Raw genomic sequence first — 13425 nt, 5'->3', positions numbered from 1 at the left:
ACTGAAGTCGCTCGCACATGGGGCGGCACCGTTGTCGGTGCGATTCAGCCCGGCCGCCGCGCACCCAATGTCACCAGCAGATCCTGCGCAGCCCGCGCACGTTCCGTCGCGCCCGGCAGATCCATGATGATCTTCAGCTTGTCCTGTCCATCCAGCTTGTAGATGCGCGGCTGGCGCTGGATCAGGTTGATGATGGTCATCGGGTCCACTTCGGGTTTTTCGCGGAACACGATGCGCCCGCCGGCCGCGCCCAGATCCAGCTTGCGGATGCCCAGCGGCGTGGCCATGAGTTTCAGCGTGGCCACCGCGAACAGCTGCTTGGTGGGCGGCGGCAACAGGCCGAAGCGGTCGATCATTTCCACTTGCAGATCGCGCAGGTCGGCGTCGTTGCGGGCGCTGGCGATGCGCTTGTACAGGGTCAGGCGGGTGTGCACGTCGGGCAGGTAGTCGTCGGGGATCAGCACCGGCAGGTGCAGTTCCACTTCGGTTTCGTGTTCGCTGCTGAGATCGAAATCGGGGATCTTGCCCGACTTCAGCGCGCGCACCGCGCGGTCCAGCAATTCGGTGTACAGGCCGAAACCGATCTCCTGGATCTGGCCGGATTGTTCGTCGCCCAGCAGCTCGCCCGCGCCGCGGATTTCCAGGTCGTGCGTGGCCAGGGTGAAGCCCGCGCCCAGTTCTTCCAGCGAGGCCAGCGCTTCCAGCCGCTTCTGCGCGTCGGCGGTGATCGACTTGCGGTCGGGCACCACCAGGTAGGCATAGGCGCGATGGTGCGAGCGGCCCACGCGGCCGCGCAATTGGTGCAATTGCGCCAAACCGAAACGGTCGGCGCGGTCGATGATGATGGTGTTGGCGGTGGGAATGTCGATGCCGGTTTCGATGATCGTGGTGCACACCAGCACGTTGAAGCGCTGGCGGTGGAAATCGGCCATCACGCTTTCCAGCTCGCGCTCGGGCATCTGGCCGTGGGCGATGCGGATGCGCGCCTCGGGCACCAGCTCCTCCAGCTCGCGCACGCTGCGTTCGATGCTCTGCACCTCGTTATGCAGGAAATACACCTGGCCGCCGCGCGACAGCTCGCGCTGCAACGCCTCGCGGATGGTGGCCGGGTCCCACGCCGCGATGAAGGTGCGCACGGCGGTGCGGTGCGCGGGCGGGGTGGCGATCAACGACAGATCGCGCAGGCCGGCCATGGCCATGTTCAAGGTGCGCGGGATCGGCGTGGCGGTCATCGTCAGCAGGTCGACTTCGGCGCGCAGCTTTTTCAGCTGTTCCTTCTGGCGCACGCCGAAACGCTGCTCCTCGTCCACGATCACCAGGCCGAGATTCTTGAACTTCACGTCGGGCATCAGCAGCTTGTGCGTGCCCACGATTACGTCGATCTGGCCGTCGGCCAGCCGCTTCAGCGCCTCGTTCACTTCCTTGGTGGACTTGAAGCGCGACAGCACGTCCACGCGCACGGGCCAGTCGGCGAAGCGGTCGGCGAAGTTGCGGTAATGCTGCTGCGCCAGCAGCGTGGTGGGCACCAGCACGGCCACCTGGCGGCCGGCGGTGGCGGCGGCGAACGCAGCGCGCAGGGCGACTTCGGTTTTGCCGAAACCCACGTCGCCGCAGATCACCCGGTCCATCGCGCGCGGCGCGGCCAGATCATTCAGCACGGCTTCGATCGCACTTTCCTGGTCGGGCGTTTCCTCGAACGGGAACGCGCGGCCGAATTCCTCCACCAACTGCCGGTCGATCGGTAGCGACTCGCCGCCGCGCGCCTCGCGCTGAGCGTAGATCGCCAGCAACTCGGCGGCCACGTCGCGCACTTTTTCGGCGGCTTTCTTGCGCGCGCGCTCCCACGCATCGCCGCCCAGCGAATGCAGCGGTGCCAGCTCCGGCGCGGTGCCGGAGTAGCGGCTGACCAGGCCCAGTTGCGCCACCGGCACGTACAGCTTGTCGCCCTTGGCGTATTCGATGGTGAGGAACTCGCCATCCATGCCGCCCACATCCATTGACACCAGGCCCTGGTAGCGGCCCACGCCGTGATCGACGTGCACGATCGGCGCGCCGATGGTGAGCTCGGTGAGATCGCGGATGATGCTTTCCGGATCGCGCGCGGTGCCGCGGCGGCGCTTGCGGTCGCGCTCGCTGCGAACGCGTTCGCCGTAGAGCTCGCGCTCGGTGAGCACGGTGATGGCGGGCTTGGTAAGTGCGAAACCCTGCTCGAGCCCGGCAATGGTGATGGCGAACTTCGCTCCCGCCTCAGCGGTGGCGACATTGGCTCCCTCTCCTGCTTGCAGGGGAGGGCTGGGGAGGGGTGCTTTTGATTTTGCTTCAGCTTCCCCGCCAGCGCGGGCAACCCCCTCCCGACCTCCCCCTGCAGGCAGGGGGAGGAGAAAGTCAGCCCAGCTTTCCACATTCTGCGGCTTCAACCCCGCAGCAGCCAGCGTCTCGATCAACGCCTCGCGCCGCCCCGCCGAATCGGCGGCGATCAGCACGCGGCCCTTGTAGCTGGCCAGGAAATGCCGCAGCGACGTGCCCGGTTCCTCGCCCTTGCGATTGAGCGGCACATCCGGCGCGGGCTGCGTGCCCACGGCCACGGCATGCTCGTGCCCCGGTTCGACCACTTCCACCCGCAGCCGCTTGTTGAGCTGGGCGCGCCATTGCTCCGGCGGCAGGTACAGCTCGGCCGGCGGCAATACCGGACGTTCGATGTCGTGGGCGCGCTGGTCGTAGCGCTCGGCGGTCTGCGCCCAGAACTGGTCGGCGGCTTCGCCCACGCCTTCACCCAGCACGAACAACGCATCGTCGGCGAGGTAGTCGAACAAGGTGGCGGTTTGTTCGAAAAACAGCGGCAGGTAGTACTCGATGCCGCCGGGCGTCACGCCTTCCTTGATGTCCTGGTACAGCGGGCAGCGGCGCACGTCGATGGGGAAGCGCTCGCGCAGGTTGCTGCGGAACGTCTTGGCCGATTCCTCGGTGAGCGGGAATTCGCGCGCGGGCAGCAGTTCGATCCTTTCCACCTGCTGTTGCGAGCGCTGGCTCTCGGGGTCGAAGCTGCGGATCGATTCCACTTCGTCATCGAACAGCTCGATACGGTACGGCTCGTCGCTGCCCATCGGGTAGATGTCGATCAGCGCGCCACGCACCGCGAAATCGCCCGGTTCGGCCACCTGCGGCACGTGGCGGTAGCCGGACGCTTCCAGCCGCCGCTGCTCGTGCGCCAGGTCCAGCTTCTGGCCCTTGTCCAGCACCAGGCCAGCGCCGGTGATGTGGCTGCGCGGCGCGATGCGCTGCATCAGCGTGGCCACCGGTACCACCAGCACGCCGCGCTGGGTGGATGGCAGCTGGTACAGCGTGGCGATGCGCTGCGACACGATTTCCGGATGCGGGCTGAACGCGTCGTAGGGCAGGGTTTCCCAGTCGGGGAAATGCAGCACCGGCAGCGCGCCGCCGAATATGCGCAGCTCGTCTTCCAGCGCCCGGGCGCGCTGGGTGTCGCGGGTTACCGCCACCACCAGGCCGGTGTGCGAGCGCGCCGTTTCGGCGATCAGCAGGGCGCGCGCCGAGCCATCCGGCGGCGTCCAGTAGCGGCGCTGTTTCGGCGTGGTAGGCAGGGGCGGGTGCGGCAGGGCTTTCGACATAGAAGAATCTTGCCGCTGGCGTCAGCGTGCCCGGTGACGCGGGCACGCCCGCACGCGCGGCGATGCGTGGAGACAAGCGTGCAAGTGTAGCGTGCCGCGCGATCCGTTCAGCGCGCTGCGGGGCGTAACATGTCTTGCACCGCCGCATAGTCGCCGTCGTTCGGCAACGCCGGAAGACCCAGCAGATGCGCCATCAGCGGATAGACGTCGACGTTCGCGAACGGCGCCGTGGTGATGCCAGGGCGGAAATCCGGCCCGTGCGCCACGAACAATGCCTGCATCGCGGGCGCGGCATTGTCGTAGCCGTGCTCGCCCACGCTGACGCGGCCCTTGTGGCTGGCCAGGTACGCGGTGGTGGTGATGCGCCAGCCCACGTGCGCCGAACACAGCAGCTGCGGCACGCGGGCGTTGTGGCCATAGGCCAGCCGTGCCGGTACGCGCGTCTTGTCCCAGCAATCCATGTTCGGTTGAGGTTGTTCCAGCTTCGTCTCGATACGGGCGAACGCGGCCTGCGCGGCAGGCGAATCGGACAACGCATTGAAGCCGGCCAGCACGCCGAGGCTCACGGTTTGCACCTGGTCCAGCGGGATCAGCTTGTCGATCAGCACGCTGTTCTGCAGCGGCACGCTGGCCATGCCGTGGTCGGACAGCACGATCAGGTTGACGCGGTTGAACAGGCCGCGCTGCCGCAGACCCTTCACCAAGCGCGCCAGCGCGGCATCGGTACCGCGCAGCGCGTCGTCCACCTGCGGTGAATCCGGGCCGTAACGGTGGCCGGCGTGGTCAACGCCATCGAAATACAGGGTGAGAAAACCTGGCCGCTGGTTCGCGGGCAGATCCAGCCATGCCAGCACCTGATCCACGCGCTGGTCGGGTGTGACGGCGCCGTCGTACGGCTTCCAGTAATCCGGATGGTGGCCGTGGATATCCGCTTCCGAACCGGGCCAGAACATGGTGGCGGTGCGCAGGCCGTGGCGGTCGGCGGTCTCCCAGATCGGTGTGCCCTGATCCCACCAGCGGCCGTCGCTCACCGCCTGCCGGTTGCCCAGCGAAAACTTGCCCAATTGGGGATCGAACATGGTGTTGTTGACCACGCCGTGGTGATCCGGGCGCAAGCCGGTGACCAGCGTGTAGTGGTTGGGAAACGTCAGCGACGGAAACGAGGGCTGCATCGACTGCGCGCGCACGCCATCGCGCGCCAGCATCGCCAGCGTCGGGCTCAGGCCGCGCGTGAGGTAGTCGGGACGGTAGCCGTCGATCGAGATCAGCAGGAGCGGATGCGCACTGGCGGTTTTGTCCGCGCTGGGCGGCTGCGTGGCGCAGCCGGCGCCGAGCGCCAGCAGCAGCGCGCACAGCAGGCGAAACAGGATGTTCATGTGCAATGCCTGAAAATGGAGCGGAACGATTCCTCCATGATCGCGCAGATGCATGACCATGACATGGCTACACACCCGTCTTGATGCACGTATCCGCTGGCTCGCCGGCCTCGGCCTGGCGCTGCCGCTGGGTATGGCTCTGGCCGCGCCGCAACAAGCCGTGCAGCACAAACCGACCACGCCACCTGTTCCCAGAACCGCGCCGCCGCTGCGGGTAGCACCCATCCCGCCGCGGCCCAATCTGCAATTCCAGCAGCAGGTGCAGCAACAGCAACTGCGCAAGGAGTTCCAGCAAAGCCAGCTGCGCGGGCAACTGCAGCAGAGCGTGTCGGACGTGGCCCGGCAGCCCTATGCGAACAACCCGTCCGCCGGCCGGCAGTTCGACCGTGCGGACGATGCGCGACGCGACCGTGATCGCGCTCAGCAGCAAAGCCTGATCGATCGCTACTGGGGCGTGCCGGTGCCGCCGCCGGCGCCAGCGCCGGCAAACAGCGGCGGGTGAAGCCGCTCCCGCAAGAAGCTACGCGAACAAATCGCCAGCCGGCGCCGCGCGTTCGTGGTCCAGCAACAGACGCTTGATTTCCACCCCGCCGCTGAAGCCGGTGAGGCTGCCATCGCGGCCGATGACGCGGTGACACGGCACGATGATCGGCAACGGGTTGCGGCCGTTCGCGGCGCCTACCGCCCGCATGGCGCGAGGCCGGCCGATGCGGGTGGCCAGGTCCGCGTAGCTGATCGTGACGCCGTAGGGGATGCGCGCCAGTTCCTCCCACACCTCAAGCTGGAACGGGGTGCCTATCGGATGCAGCGGCAGGTCGAACCGGCGGCGTTTGCCGGCGAAGTATTCCGTCAGCTGCGCGCGAGCCATGGCGATCGGCGTCGAGGCGTGTGCCGCGGTTACGCGGATCCAGTGCGGCGGGATAACCAGTGGATCACGCTCGTGCTCGAACCAGATGCCGCGCAGCCCATCGGCGTCCGCCACCAGTTGCAGGCGACCGACCGGGCTGGTCATCTCGTCGTGGTGAATCGTGTCGGTCGGGGTTTTCATGGGGTTTTCTCCGATTTCTTCGAACGCAGCGCGGGCGGCGCATCCGTCGTGCCGCGCCACAGGTGGATCACGGTGTACGCGCGCCAGGGTCGCCACGCCTCGGCGCGCTGGCTGAGCGCTTTCGTGCTCAGCGGGGTCGGGTCGGTGGTGGCGGCGCGGCGCAGGATCAGGTCGGCGGCAGGGAACGCGTCCGGTTCGCTCAGTGCGCGCATGGCCATGTAGTGCGCCGTCCATTCGCCGATGCCGGGCAGGGCAACCCAGCGGGCCACGAATTCGTCCAGCGACTGATCCGCACGAAAGTCCACGCGCCCGTCCAGCAAGGCCTGCGCCATGCCGCGCACGGTGGCGGCGCGCGCGGTGGTGAGGCCGACTTCGCGCAGCTCCGCCTGCGCCAGCACTTCCGGCGTGGGGAACAATCGCTCCAACCCCGGCATCGGCGCTTCCGCCAGGGGCTGGCCCCAGCGCTGCACGATGCGTGTGGCCAGCGTGCGCGCCGCCGCCACGCTGATCTGCTGACCCAGGATCGCGCGCACCGCAATCTCGAAACCATCCCAGCCGCCGGGCAGGCGCAGGCCTGGCCGGCGTGCCAGCAGCGGGCCGAGGATGGCGTCGTCACGCAGCGTATCGGCGATGACTTGCGGGTTCGCGTCCAGGTCGAACATCCGCCGCAGCGTGGTCACCACGCCAAGCAACTGGCTCGATTGCGGGCAATGCAGTTGCAAGCGCAGCGCATGCTCGCCCGGCCACGCACTGAGCCGCAGCCAGCCCGGCGCGTCAGCCGGGCCGAACACGCGCGCATAGCTGTCGTCATCCACGCGCTCCACGCCGGGCATGGCGCGCGTGCGCAGGAACGCCAGCAGCTCACCGAACGCGTACGGTGGCCGGTAGCCCAGCCGCAGCACCAGCGCGTCGCCGGCGGCCGCGCGTGGGTGGCGGCGCAGTTCGCGTGGCGCGATGCGGTTCGCCTGGGCGAACGCGGCGTTGAAGCGGCGCAGGCTGCGGAAACCCGACGCCAACGCCACCTCGGTTACCGGCAGCGCGGTTTCCGTCAGCAATTGCTTCGCGAACAACAACCGCCGCGTGGTGTGCACGCTGATCGGCGGCGCACCGACGCGCTCCACGAACAGCCGCCGCAATTGACGCGCACCGACGCCGACGTGGGTGGCCAGTTGCGGCAGCGAGCTTTCCTCCAGCGCGCCGCTTTCGATCAGCTTCAGCGCACGCGCCACAACGTGGTCGCCGCGCTGCCATTGATCGTTGCCCGGCGAAAGCTCCGGCCGGCAACGCAGACAGGGACGGAACCCGGCCGCTTCGGCCGCGGCTGCATTCGCGTAATAGCGCACGTTCGCCCGCTTCGGCACGGGCGCCGGGCATACCGGTCGGCAATAGATGCCGGTGCTGCTGACGGCAGTGAAAAACAGCCCGTCGAAACGCGCGTCGCGGCTGAGCCGGGCCTGTTCGCAGATGTGCGGGTCGGGCAGGGATGAGGTGATGTCCATGTGCGCAGGCTAGCACCGCGCACCGGTGCAGACTCGCCGTTTTCGGACATCAATGCGGCGCGGTTCAGTCGAGCGAATCGCCCGCGGATTCGCGCGCGGATTCGGCACCACAAGCGACGTCGATCGCGCGGCGCAGTTCGTTCGCGGTGTAGGGCTTGGAGATCGCCGGGATCGACGTGTAGCGTGGTGGAATCTCCACCCTGGAGCGGCAACTGGCGATGATGCCGGGAATGCCGCGCTCGGCCAGGCGGTCCAGCAACGGGAATGCCGTGATGCCCTGCAATTGCAGGTCGACCACGGCGACATCGAAGCTTTCCGTGTCCGCTGCTTCCATCGCCAGGTCGAACGTGGCGATGCAGCGAACTACTATGCAGCCCAACCGCGCCAGCACGTCGGCAAGCGTGCCGGCGAGCAGAAAATCGTCCTCGAAAACCATGACGCGCAACCCTGTCATGTCCATTTGAGCGCCCTCTGCCGCGCTGGCGGCATTCCCCTGGGGAGATCCAGCATACGCAGCGGCGGCGCCGTGTGCCAGCCACCCCACAGCCGCCCGCACCCCAGCGCAATCAGATGGTTATCTTGTTCAGCGCGGCCATCAAGGTGTGGATGCGGAACGGCTTTTCCAGCACCGTCAGCCCGGCGTACGCGGCCGGAAGCTGACTGGCGCCGTAGCCGGTCAGCACGCAAACCGGTATGTGCCGCGATTTCAGCGAGGGCAACAGCGTTTCGGTGGTGGTTGTGGCCAGGCGATAATCGATCAGCGCCACGTCCGGCTGCGACGTCCGCAGCAGGCCGATGGCCGCCGACACGGTCGCGACCGGTCCCAGCACGTGATAGCCACCGTCTTCCAGCGCGGCTTCGAGCGTGGCGGCAACCAGCAGTTCATCCTCCACCACCATGACGACCGGGCCATCGGGATGTGCCGCGTTCATGCTCGTGCTCCTGGGGCGCCTGCCGTGGGGGCAGGTGCAGCGTGGCCCGCAATCCTCCACGCGCGTAGGTGACAGTGCTGTGACCCTGCAGCTCGTACGCCAGTTGGCGCTCCACCATCAGCATGCCGAAACCCCGATGCTGTGGCGCGACCACGGGCGGCCCGCTGGATTCGGTCCAGCGGATGTCGATGGCATCAGCCTGGCCGGCAGGGTTTTCCCAGCACACCTGCACATGCCCGTTCGCAGTGGACAGCGCACCGTGTTTCAGCGCGTTCGCCGCCAGCTCGTGGATGACCATGCCCAGCGCCAACGCTTCGCGCGGGGTGAGATTCAACGTCGGCCCGTCCAGCGAGAACCGCGATGGATCGGCGTGGGCGGCCAGGGCTTCGCGCACCAGCTCCTGGAACGGCAGATGCGACCAACCCGCTTCCGTCAGCAGCTTGTAGGTGCGCGCCATGGCCTGCAGCCGGTCCTGGAACGCGTCCAGCACGTCCTCATCGACCGCTTTCGCCAGGGTCTGGTTCGCCACGGCGCTGACCACCGCCAGCATGTTGCGCACGCGGTGGTTGAGTTCGCCGATCATGGTCTCGTGTCGCGCATCGGCGTCGGCCAGTTTCCTGTTTGCCGCCGCCAACGCATCGTTCGCGATGCGCAGTTCCTCCGCCAATTGCGTCACCGTGGGCATGTCCGGGTTCTCCGATGAGGCGACCGAGTGTACATAGCACCAGGTGACCGTCGATTCACGTCCGAGCAAGCCCCCGGTGACGGCTCGCGCTTCAGTGCGTGACCTATACTGCTTTGTCTTCGTACGGAGGCCCATCGATGAGCGCACCCACCCGCATCGACACCACTCGCGTGATCCGCGCGCCGCGCGGCACCGAGCTCACCTGCAAGAGCTGGCTCACCGAAGCGCCGTTCCGCATGCTGCAGAACAACCTCGATCCCGAGGTGGCGGAGAACCCGGCCGAGCTGGTGGTGTACGGCGGCATCGGGCGCGCCGCGCGCAACTGGGAATGCTTCGACGCGATCCTGCTTGCGCTGCGCGAGCTGGAGGACGACGAGACCCTGCTGGTGCAGTCGGGCAAGCCGGTCGGCGTGTTCCGCACGCATGCCGACGCGCCGCGCGTGCTGATCGCCAACTCCAACCTGGTGCCGCACTGGGCCACCTGGGAGCACTTCAACGAGCTCGATAAGAAAGGCCTGATGATGTATGGCCAGATGACCGCCGGCTCGTGGATCTACATCGGTTCGCAGGGCATCATCCAGGGCACCTACGAAACCTTCGTCGAGATGGGCCGCCAGCACTACAACGGCAGCCTGAAAGGAAAGTGGATCCTTACCGCCGGCCTCGGCGGCATGGGCGCGGCGCAACCGCTGGCCGCCTCGCTGGCTGGCGCGTGCAGCCTCAACATCGAATGCCAGCAGAGCCGCATCGACTTCCGCCTGAAGACCCGCTACGTCGACGAGCAAGCCAGCGACCTCGACGACGCGTTGGCGCGCATCGACAGGTATACCCATGAGAGCCGCACCAAAGCCGGCGAAGCGAAATCCATCGCGCTGCTTGGCAACGCCGCCGACATCCTGCCCGAGCTCGTCAAGCGCGGCGTGCGCCCCGACGCCGTCACCGACCAGACCAGCGCGCACGACCCGGTCAACGGCTACCTGCCGCAGGGCTGGACGGTGGAACAGTGGTTCGAGCGCCGCAAGGCCGACCCCGTCGGCACCTCGCGCGCTGCCAAGCTGTCGATGAAAATCCACGTCGACGCGATGCTCGCGTTCCACGCGCAAGGCATCCCCACCTTCGACTACGGCAACAACATTCGCCAGATGGCCCAGGACGTCGGCTGCGAAAACGCGTTCGCGTTCCCCGGCTTCGTCCCCGCCTACGTGCGCCCGCTGTTCTGCCGCGGCATCGGCCCGTTCCGCTGGGTCGCCCTCTCCGGCGACCCGGAAGACATCTACAAGACCGACCGGAAAGTGAAGGAGCTGATCCCCGACGACGCCCACCTGCACAACTGGCTGGACATGGCGAAAGAGCGCATCAGCTTCCAGGGATTGCCGGCGCGTATCTGCTGGGTGGGGCTGGGGTTGCGCGACAAGCTCGGGCTGGCGTTCAACGAGATGGTGCGGAAGGGGGAGTTGAAGGCGCCGGTGGTGATTGGGCGTGATCACCTGGATTCGGGGTCGGTGGCGTCACCGAATCGGGAGACCGAGGCGATGAAGGATGGTTCGGACGCGGTGTCCGACTGGCCGTTGCTCAATGCGATGTTGAATGTGGCGGGTGGCGCGACGTGGGTTTCGTTGCATCATGGGGGTGGGGTGGGGATGGGGTATTCGCAGCATTCCGGGCTGGTGATCGTGTGTGATGGCACGAAGGAAGCGGACAAGCGGATTGCGCGGGTGCTTTGGAATGATCCGGGCACCGGGGTGATGCGGCATGCGGATGCGGGGTATGAGATTGCGATCGGTTGCGCGGTTGAGCAGGGTTTGAATCTGCCGATGATCGGCTAGACCCAACGCGCCAGGACTGTGAAGCACACACTCCCCCGCAGCACATCCGTCCACGGCCTGGTCGAGACGTGGTTTGGCGATGCGTTTTCGCAACTGCATCCGCTGCTCCAGCAATTGCACCGACGTGGTGGGACGTTGTCTGGCCCAGTAGAAGTCCGAACCGGCTCAGGCTTGGCGGGCTGGTTTGGTCGCCGACTGGCGCGCTCTCTCGGTATTCCAGAGAGTTGCGAGCGATGTGCCTTTGAGGTCCAGATCGGCAGCAACGACAAACAGATGTTCTGGCGGCGCACATTCGCTGGGGATGCGCGCATGCTGTCGGTGTTCGAACCGGTGGGCGCGTGGCCCAATGGTTACTGGATTGAGCAAACCGGCGCCGTGCAATTGCGGCTTGCGGTGGAGATCATCGACGGCGGTTGGTATTGGCGATTGCGGCAGGCACGTTTTTGCGGCGTGCCACTTCCACGGCACCTGCTTCCGACCACCGCGGCCTGGAAACGCACCGAGAACGGCCGGTACCGTTTCCAGGTGCAATTTTCGTTGCCATGGTTGGGCACGATACTGGCCTACGGTGGTTTGCTTGATGCCGAACGACTCGGAGAGCCGCATCATGTGGGTGAATGAACTGCTGTCGTACTGGCTTCAGGCGCCTTGGGCAATCGCCCTAGTCATGGCGACTTGTGTGCACATGACTATCTATTTTGCGGGCGCTGGTCTGGGCAGCTACTTCACATCAAACCTGTGGCCCCGGTTGCACTTGGGTCAGACCATTGACACCCATCCGCCTCGTCCCAAACAGGTGATGGGTGAAATTCGCAACGGCATCGTTGCCTGCTTGGTCTTCGGCGTCATCAGCCTGAGTTACCGCGCACTTTGCACGGGACTGTGGCCGGCATCCTGGCCAATGGGGTTGCTACAAATCACGGCGTTCGTGGTGTTCAACAACGTGTACTCGTACGCGACCCATCGGATGTTGCACTCTCGTCAGTTGATTCGCATCCACCGAGTGCACCATCACTCCGTACGAGTTACACCGTGGTCCGGCTACAGCGTGCATCCAGTTGAGGCCGTCATCATCGGCGCGACGCTGCCGTTGTTCATGCTGGTCGTACCGCTGGGTATTGGCACCGCTTTTCTGCTGCACGCTTTGGGCATGTTGTTCACGACCTGCATCCACTGCAATTATGATCTGATGCCCAATTGCCCAGACGGAAATTGGATCAAACGCCTTGTCGATGACCCGGGCTACCATCGACTGCACCACACGCGCGGTAACGTAAATTACGGATTTACGTCTCGGGCCATGGATCGACTGTTCCGCACAATTGGCTAGTCTGCGGCCGCGAAACCGGGACAGGCAAAGCGGACGAGATCGTACGAAATCGAAATCGGGACGGAGGCAAAAAACGGGGTCAGGTTCACTTTGGGAGATGATGTAAGTGAACTCGGCCCCTTCCTCTAACCGTTCTTCTGAAATTGGCGGATTAGTTGATGACTGACGAGAAGGAGCGTGCTGATCTATTCCGTGCAAATCGCTTCGATGTCGAGCACGCACTCAGCATGTACGCGTATAGCTACGTGAACCTCCCAGCAGTGGGACTCTACGACGTGGAGGCTCTTCGGCCGTTTGCGGAAACCATCGAGTCCTGCCACATATACTTCATTGGCTATCTACCGCGCGTTTTGGTGTCGGATTCAGAACAGCATGATCGAACAGTTTCGATCCACTTGGATTGTCTCGGTGAACGCAGATCAGTTAGTTGGGAATTTCCCGAAGGAGCTTGCCTTAGAAAAGTTGACGGATTTTGGTTCGTAGAGGGCCAAGATGGTCAACGCTATGCACCCACCGACGACCAGATTCTCGTCCGTCTAAGTCAACAACATGCTCCCTTGGAATTTGACGTCAGATACATAGGTCAATCCTTCGGCCGAGATGGCTCTCGCTCAGCACTCGACAGGCTTCTCAGTCACGAAACGCTTCAAAAGATCGCTCTACGGCAAGCTCCTCCGGGACATCAGATCGCTCTGATTTTAGTGGAGGTCCAGCCCAACAATCAGCTTGTGACTGTTCTCAGTCCTCACGCGGATGAACTAGATCATGATGGGTCTAGAATCCAGGCGGGGCTCGACAAATTATTCGGAACGAGTGAACGGGAGAGGGTGGCTCTATATGAAGCGGCGATGATTCGCTACTTCCAGCCGGAGTTCAATGTCGAATTTAAGGACAGTTTCCCATCCACGCGTCTGAAAATCCTGCAGGATTGTTACGAAAAGGACTTCTCTGCAGTTATAGCGGAATTTTGTTTCGACAATATTCCGTTTGTCTTGCGATCAGAGAAAGTTGCCGCCGCCTATTATCATGTCGCGAAATACAACCTTCACTCTGAAGAGGAACGACGTACCTTCTTTTCGTTCTGACCGTTCCAGAGATTA

The 13425-nt window shown here is 65.0% G+C and carries 12 protein-coding genes; 5 read left to right on the top strand and 7 right to left on the bottom strand.

Going from position 1 to position 13425, the window contains the following annotated elements; translation table 11 throughout:
- Nucleotides 1-44: 44 nt before the first annotated feature.
- Together mfd and UU9_RS06975 are read right to left on the bottom strand one after the other, a co-directional pair.
- The gene (mfd, locus tag UU9_RS06980; RefSeq protein WP_007081032.1) at nucleotides 45-3629 is read right to left on the bottom strand and encodes a transcription-repair coupling factor; all 3585 of its coding nucleotides are present in this window, start codon (nucleotides 3627-3629) and stop codon (nucleotides 45-47) included.
- 107 nt (nucleotides 3630-3736) lie between these two features.
- A complete protein-coding gene (locus tag UU9_RS06975; RefSeq protein ID WP_007081031.1) occupies nucleotides 3737-5005 on the bottom strand; it encodes an alkaline phosphatase family protein in 1269 nt (422 codons plus the stop codon).
- 58 nt (nucleotides 5006-5063) lie between these two features.
- On the opposite strand from UU9_RS06975, the gene UU9_RS17285 reads away from it, so the two are divergent.
- Entirely contained in the window at nucleotides 5064-5507 is a 444-nt protein-coding gene (locus UU9_RS17285) for a hypothetical protein (protein ID WP_156804219.1), read from the top strand.
- An 18-nt stretch (nucleotides 5508-5525) separates the two neighbouring features.
- Here UU9_RS17285 and UU9_RS06965 read toward each other — a convergent pair whose 3' ends face one another.
- The 5 genes from UU9_RS06965 to UU9_RS06945 all read right to left on the bottom strand — a co-directional run bounded on the left by UU9_RS06965 (nucleotide 5526) and on the right by UU9_RS06945 (nucleotide 9169).
- Complete coding sequence (locus UU9_RS06965; RefSeq protein ID WP_007081029.1) at nucleotides 5526-6053, bottom strand: methylated-DNA--[protein]-cysteine S-methyltransferase; 528 nt, start codon at nucleotides 6051-6053, stop codon at nucleotides 5526-5528.
- The gene (locus tag UU9_RS06960; protein WP_007081028.1) at nucleotides 6050-7552 is read right to left on the bottom strand and encodes an AlkA N-terminal domain-containing protein; all 1503 of its coding nucleotides are present in this window, start codon (nucleotides 7550-7552) and stop codon (nucleotides 6050-6052) included. The genes UU9_RS06965 and UU9_RS06960 overlap by 4 nt, the downstream gene beginning before the upstream one ends.
- A gap of 64 nt (nucleotides 7553-7616) precedes the next feature.
- The gene (locus UU9_RS06955; protein WP_162098771.1) at nucleotides 7617-8006 is read right to left on the bottom strand and encodes a response regulator; all 390 of its coding nucleotides are present in this window, start codon (nucleotides 8004-8006) and stop codon (nucleotides 7617-7619) included.
- 112 nt (nucleotides 8007-8118) lie between these two features.
- Entirely contained in the window at nucleotides 8119-8484 is a 366-nt protein-coding gene (locus tag UU9_RS06950; protein WP_007081026.1) for a response regulator, read from the bottom strand.
- A complete protein-coding gene (locus UU9_RS06945) occupies nucleotides 8435-9169 on the bottom strand; it encodes a sensor histidine kinase (RefSeq protein ID WP_007081025.1) in 735 nt (244 codons plus the stop codon). Before UU9_RS06945 ends, UU9_RS06950 begins: the two co-directional genes overlap by 50 nt.
- Nucleotides 9170-9306: 137 nt before the next feature.
- Here UU9_RS06945 and hutU point away from each other — a divergent pair, with 137 nt between their 5' ends.
- The 4 genes from hutU to UU9_RS06925 all read left to right on the top strand — a co-directional run bounded on the left by hutU (nucleotide 9307) and on the right by UU9_RS06925 (nucleotide 13410).
- Complete coding sequence (gene hutU / locus UU9_RS06940) at nucleotides 9307-10995, top strand: urocanate hydratase (protein WP_007081024.1); 1689 nt, start codon at nucleotides 9307-9309, stop codon at nucleotides 10993-10995.
- A gap of 18 nt (nucleotides 10996-11013) precedes the next feature.
- Entirely contained in the window at nucleotides 11014-11616 is a 603-nt protein-coding gene (locus tag UU9_RS17510; protein ID WP_083838934.1) for a DUF4166 domain-containing protein, read from the top strand.
- Nucleotides 11576-12325 (top strand): sterol desaturase family protein, encoded by a 750-nt coding sequence (locus UU9_RS06930; protein WP_083838933.1) that lies wholly within the window; start codon nucleotides 11576-11578, stop codon nucleotides 12323-12325. The genes UU9_RS17510 and UU9_RS06930 overlap by 41 nt, the downstream gene beginning before the upstream one ends.
- Before the next feature lie 158 nt (nucleotides 12326-12483).
- Entirely contained in the window at nucleotides 12484-13410 is a 927-nt protein-coding gene (locus UU9_RS06925; RefSeq protein WP_007081021.1) for a hypothetical protein, read from the top strand.
- Nucleotides 13411-13425: the final 15 nt, after the last annotated feature.

The organism is Rhodanobacter fulvus Jip2, from assembly GCF_000264315.1.
GTDB classification, from domain to species: domain Bacteria; phylum Pseudomonadota; class Gammaproteobacteria; order Xanthomonadales; family Rhodanobacteraceae; genus Rhodanobacter; species Rhodanobacter fulvus.
This window is presented reverse-complemented; position numbering and strand designations above follow the sequence as displayed.

What these genes read in the sequence shown, in the direction of transcription:
- mfd (WP_007081032.1), bottom strand. Translation starts at nt 3,629, where the DNA reads ATGTCGAAAGCCCTGCCGCACCCGCCCCTGCCTACCACGCCGAAACAG.
- UU9_RS06975 (WP_007081031.1), bottom strand. Translation starts at nt 5,005, where the DNA reads ATGAACATCCTGTTTCGCCTGCTGTGCGCGCTGCTGCTGGCGCTCGGC.
- UU9_RS17285 (WP_156804219.1), top strand. Translation starts at nt 5,064, where the DNA reads ATGACATGGCTACACACCCGTCTTGATGCACGTATCCGCTGGCTCGCC.
- UU9_RS06965 (WP_007081029.1), bottom strand. Translation starts at nt 6,053, where the DNA reads ATGAAAACCCCGACCGACACGATTCACCACGACGAGATGACCAGCCCG.
- UU9_RS06960 (WP_007081028.1), bottom strand. Translation starts at nt 7,552, where the DNA reads ATGGACATCACCTCATCCCTGCCCGACCCGCACATCTGCGAACAGGCC.
- UU9_RS06955 (WP_162098771.1), bottom strand. Translation starts at nt 8,006, where the DNA reads ATGACAGGGTTGCGCGTCATGGTTTTCGAGGACGATTTTCTGCTCGCC.
- UU9_RS06950 (WP_007081026.1), bottom strand. Translation starts at nt 8,484, where the DNA reads ATGAACGCGGCACATCCCGATGGCCCGGTCGTCATGGTGGTGGAGGAT.
- UU9_RS06945 (WP_007081025.1), bottom strand. Translation starts at nt 9,169, where the DNA reads ATGCCCACGGTGACGCAATTGGCGGAGGAACTGCGCATCGCGAACGAT.
- hutU (WP_007081024.1), top strand. Translation starts at nt 9,307, where the DNA reads ATGAGCGCACCCACCCGCATCGACACCACTCGCGTGATCCGCGCGCCG.
- UU9_RS06930 (WP_083838933.1), top strand. Translation starts at nt 11,576, where the DNA reads ATGCCGAACGACTCGGAGAGCCGCATCATGTGGGTGAATGAACTGCTG.
- UU9_RS06925 (WP_007081021.1), top strand. Translation starts at nt 12,484, where the DNA reads ATGACTGACGAGAAGGAGCGTGCTGATCTATTCCGTGCAAATCGCTTC.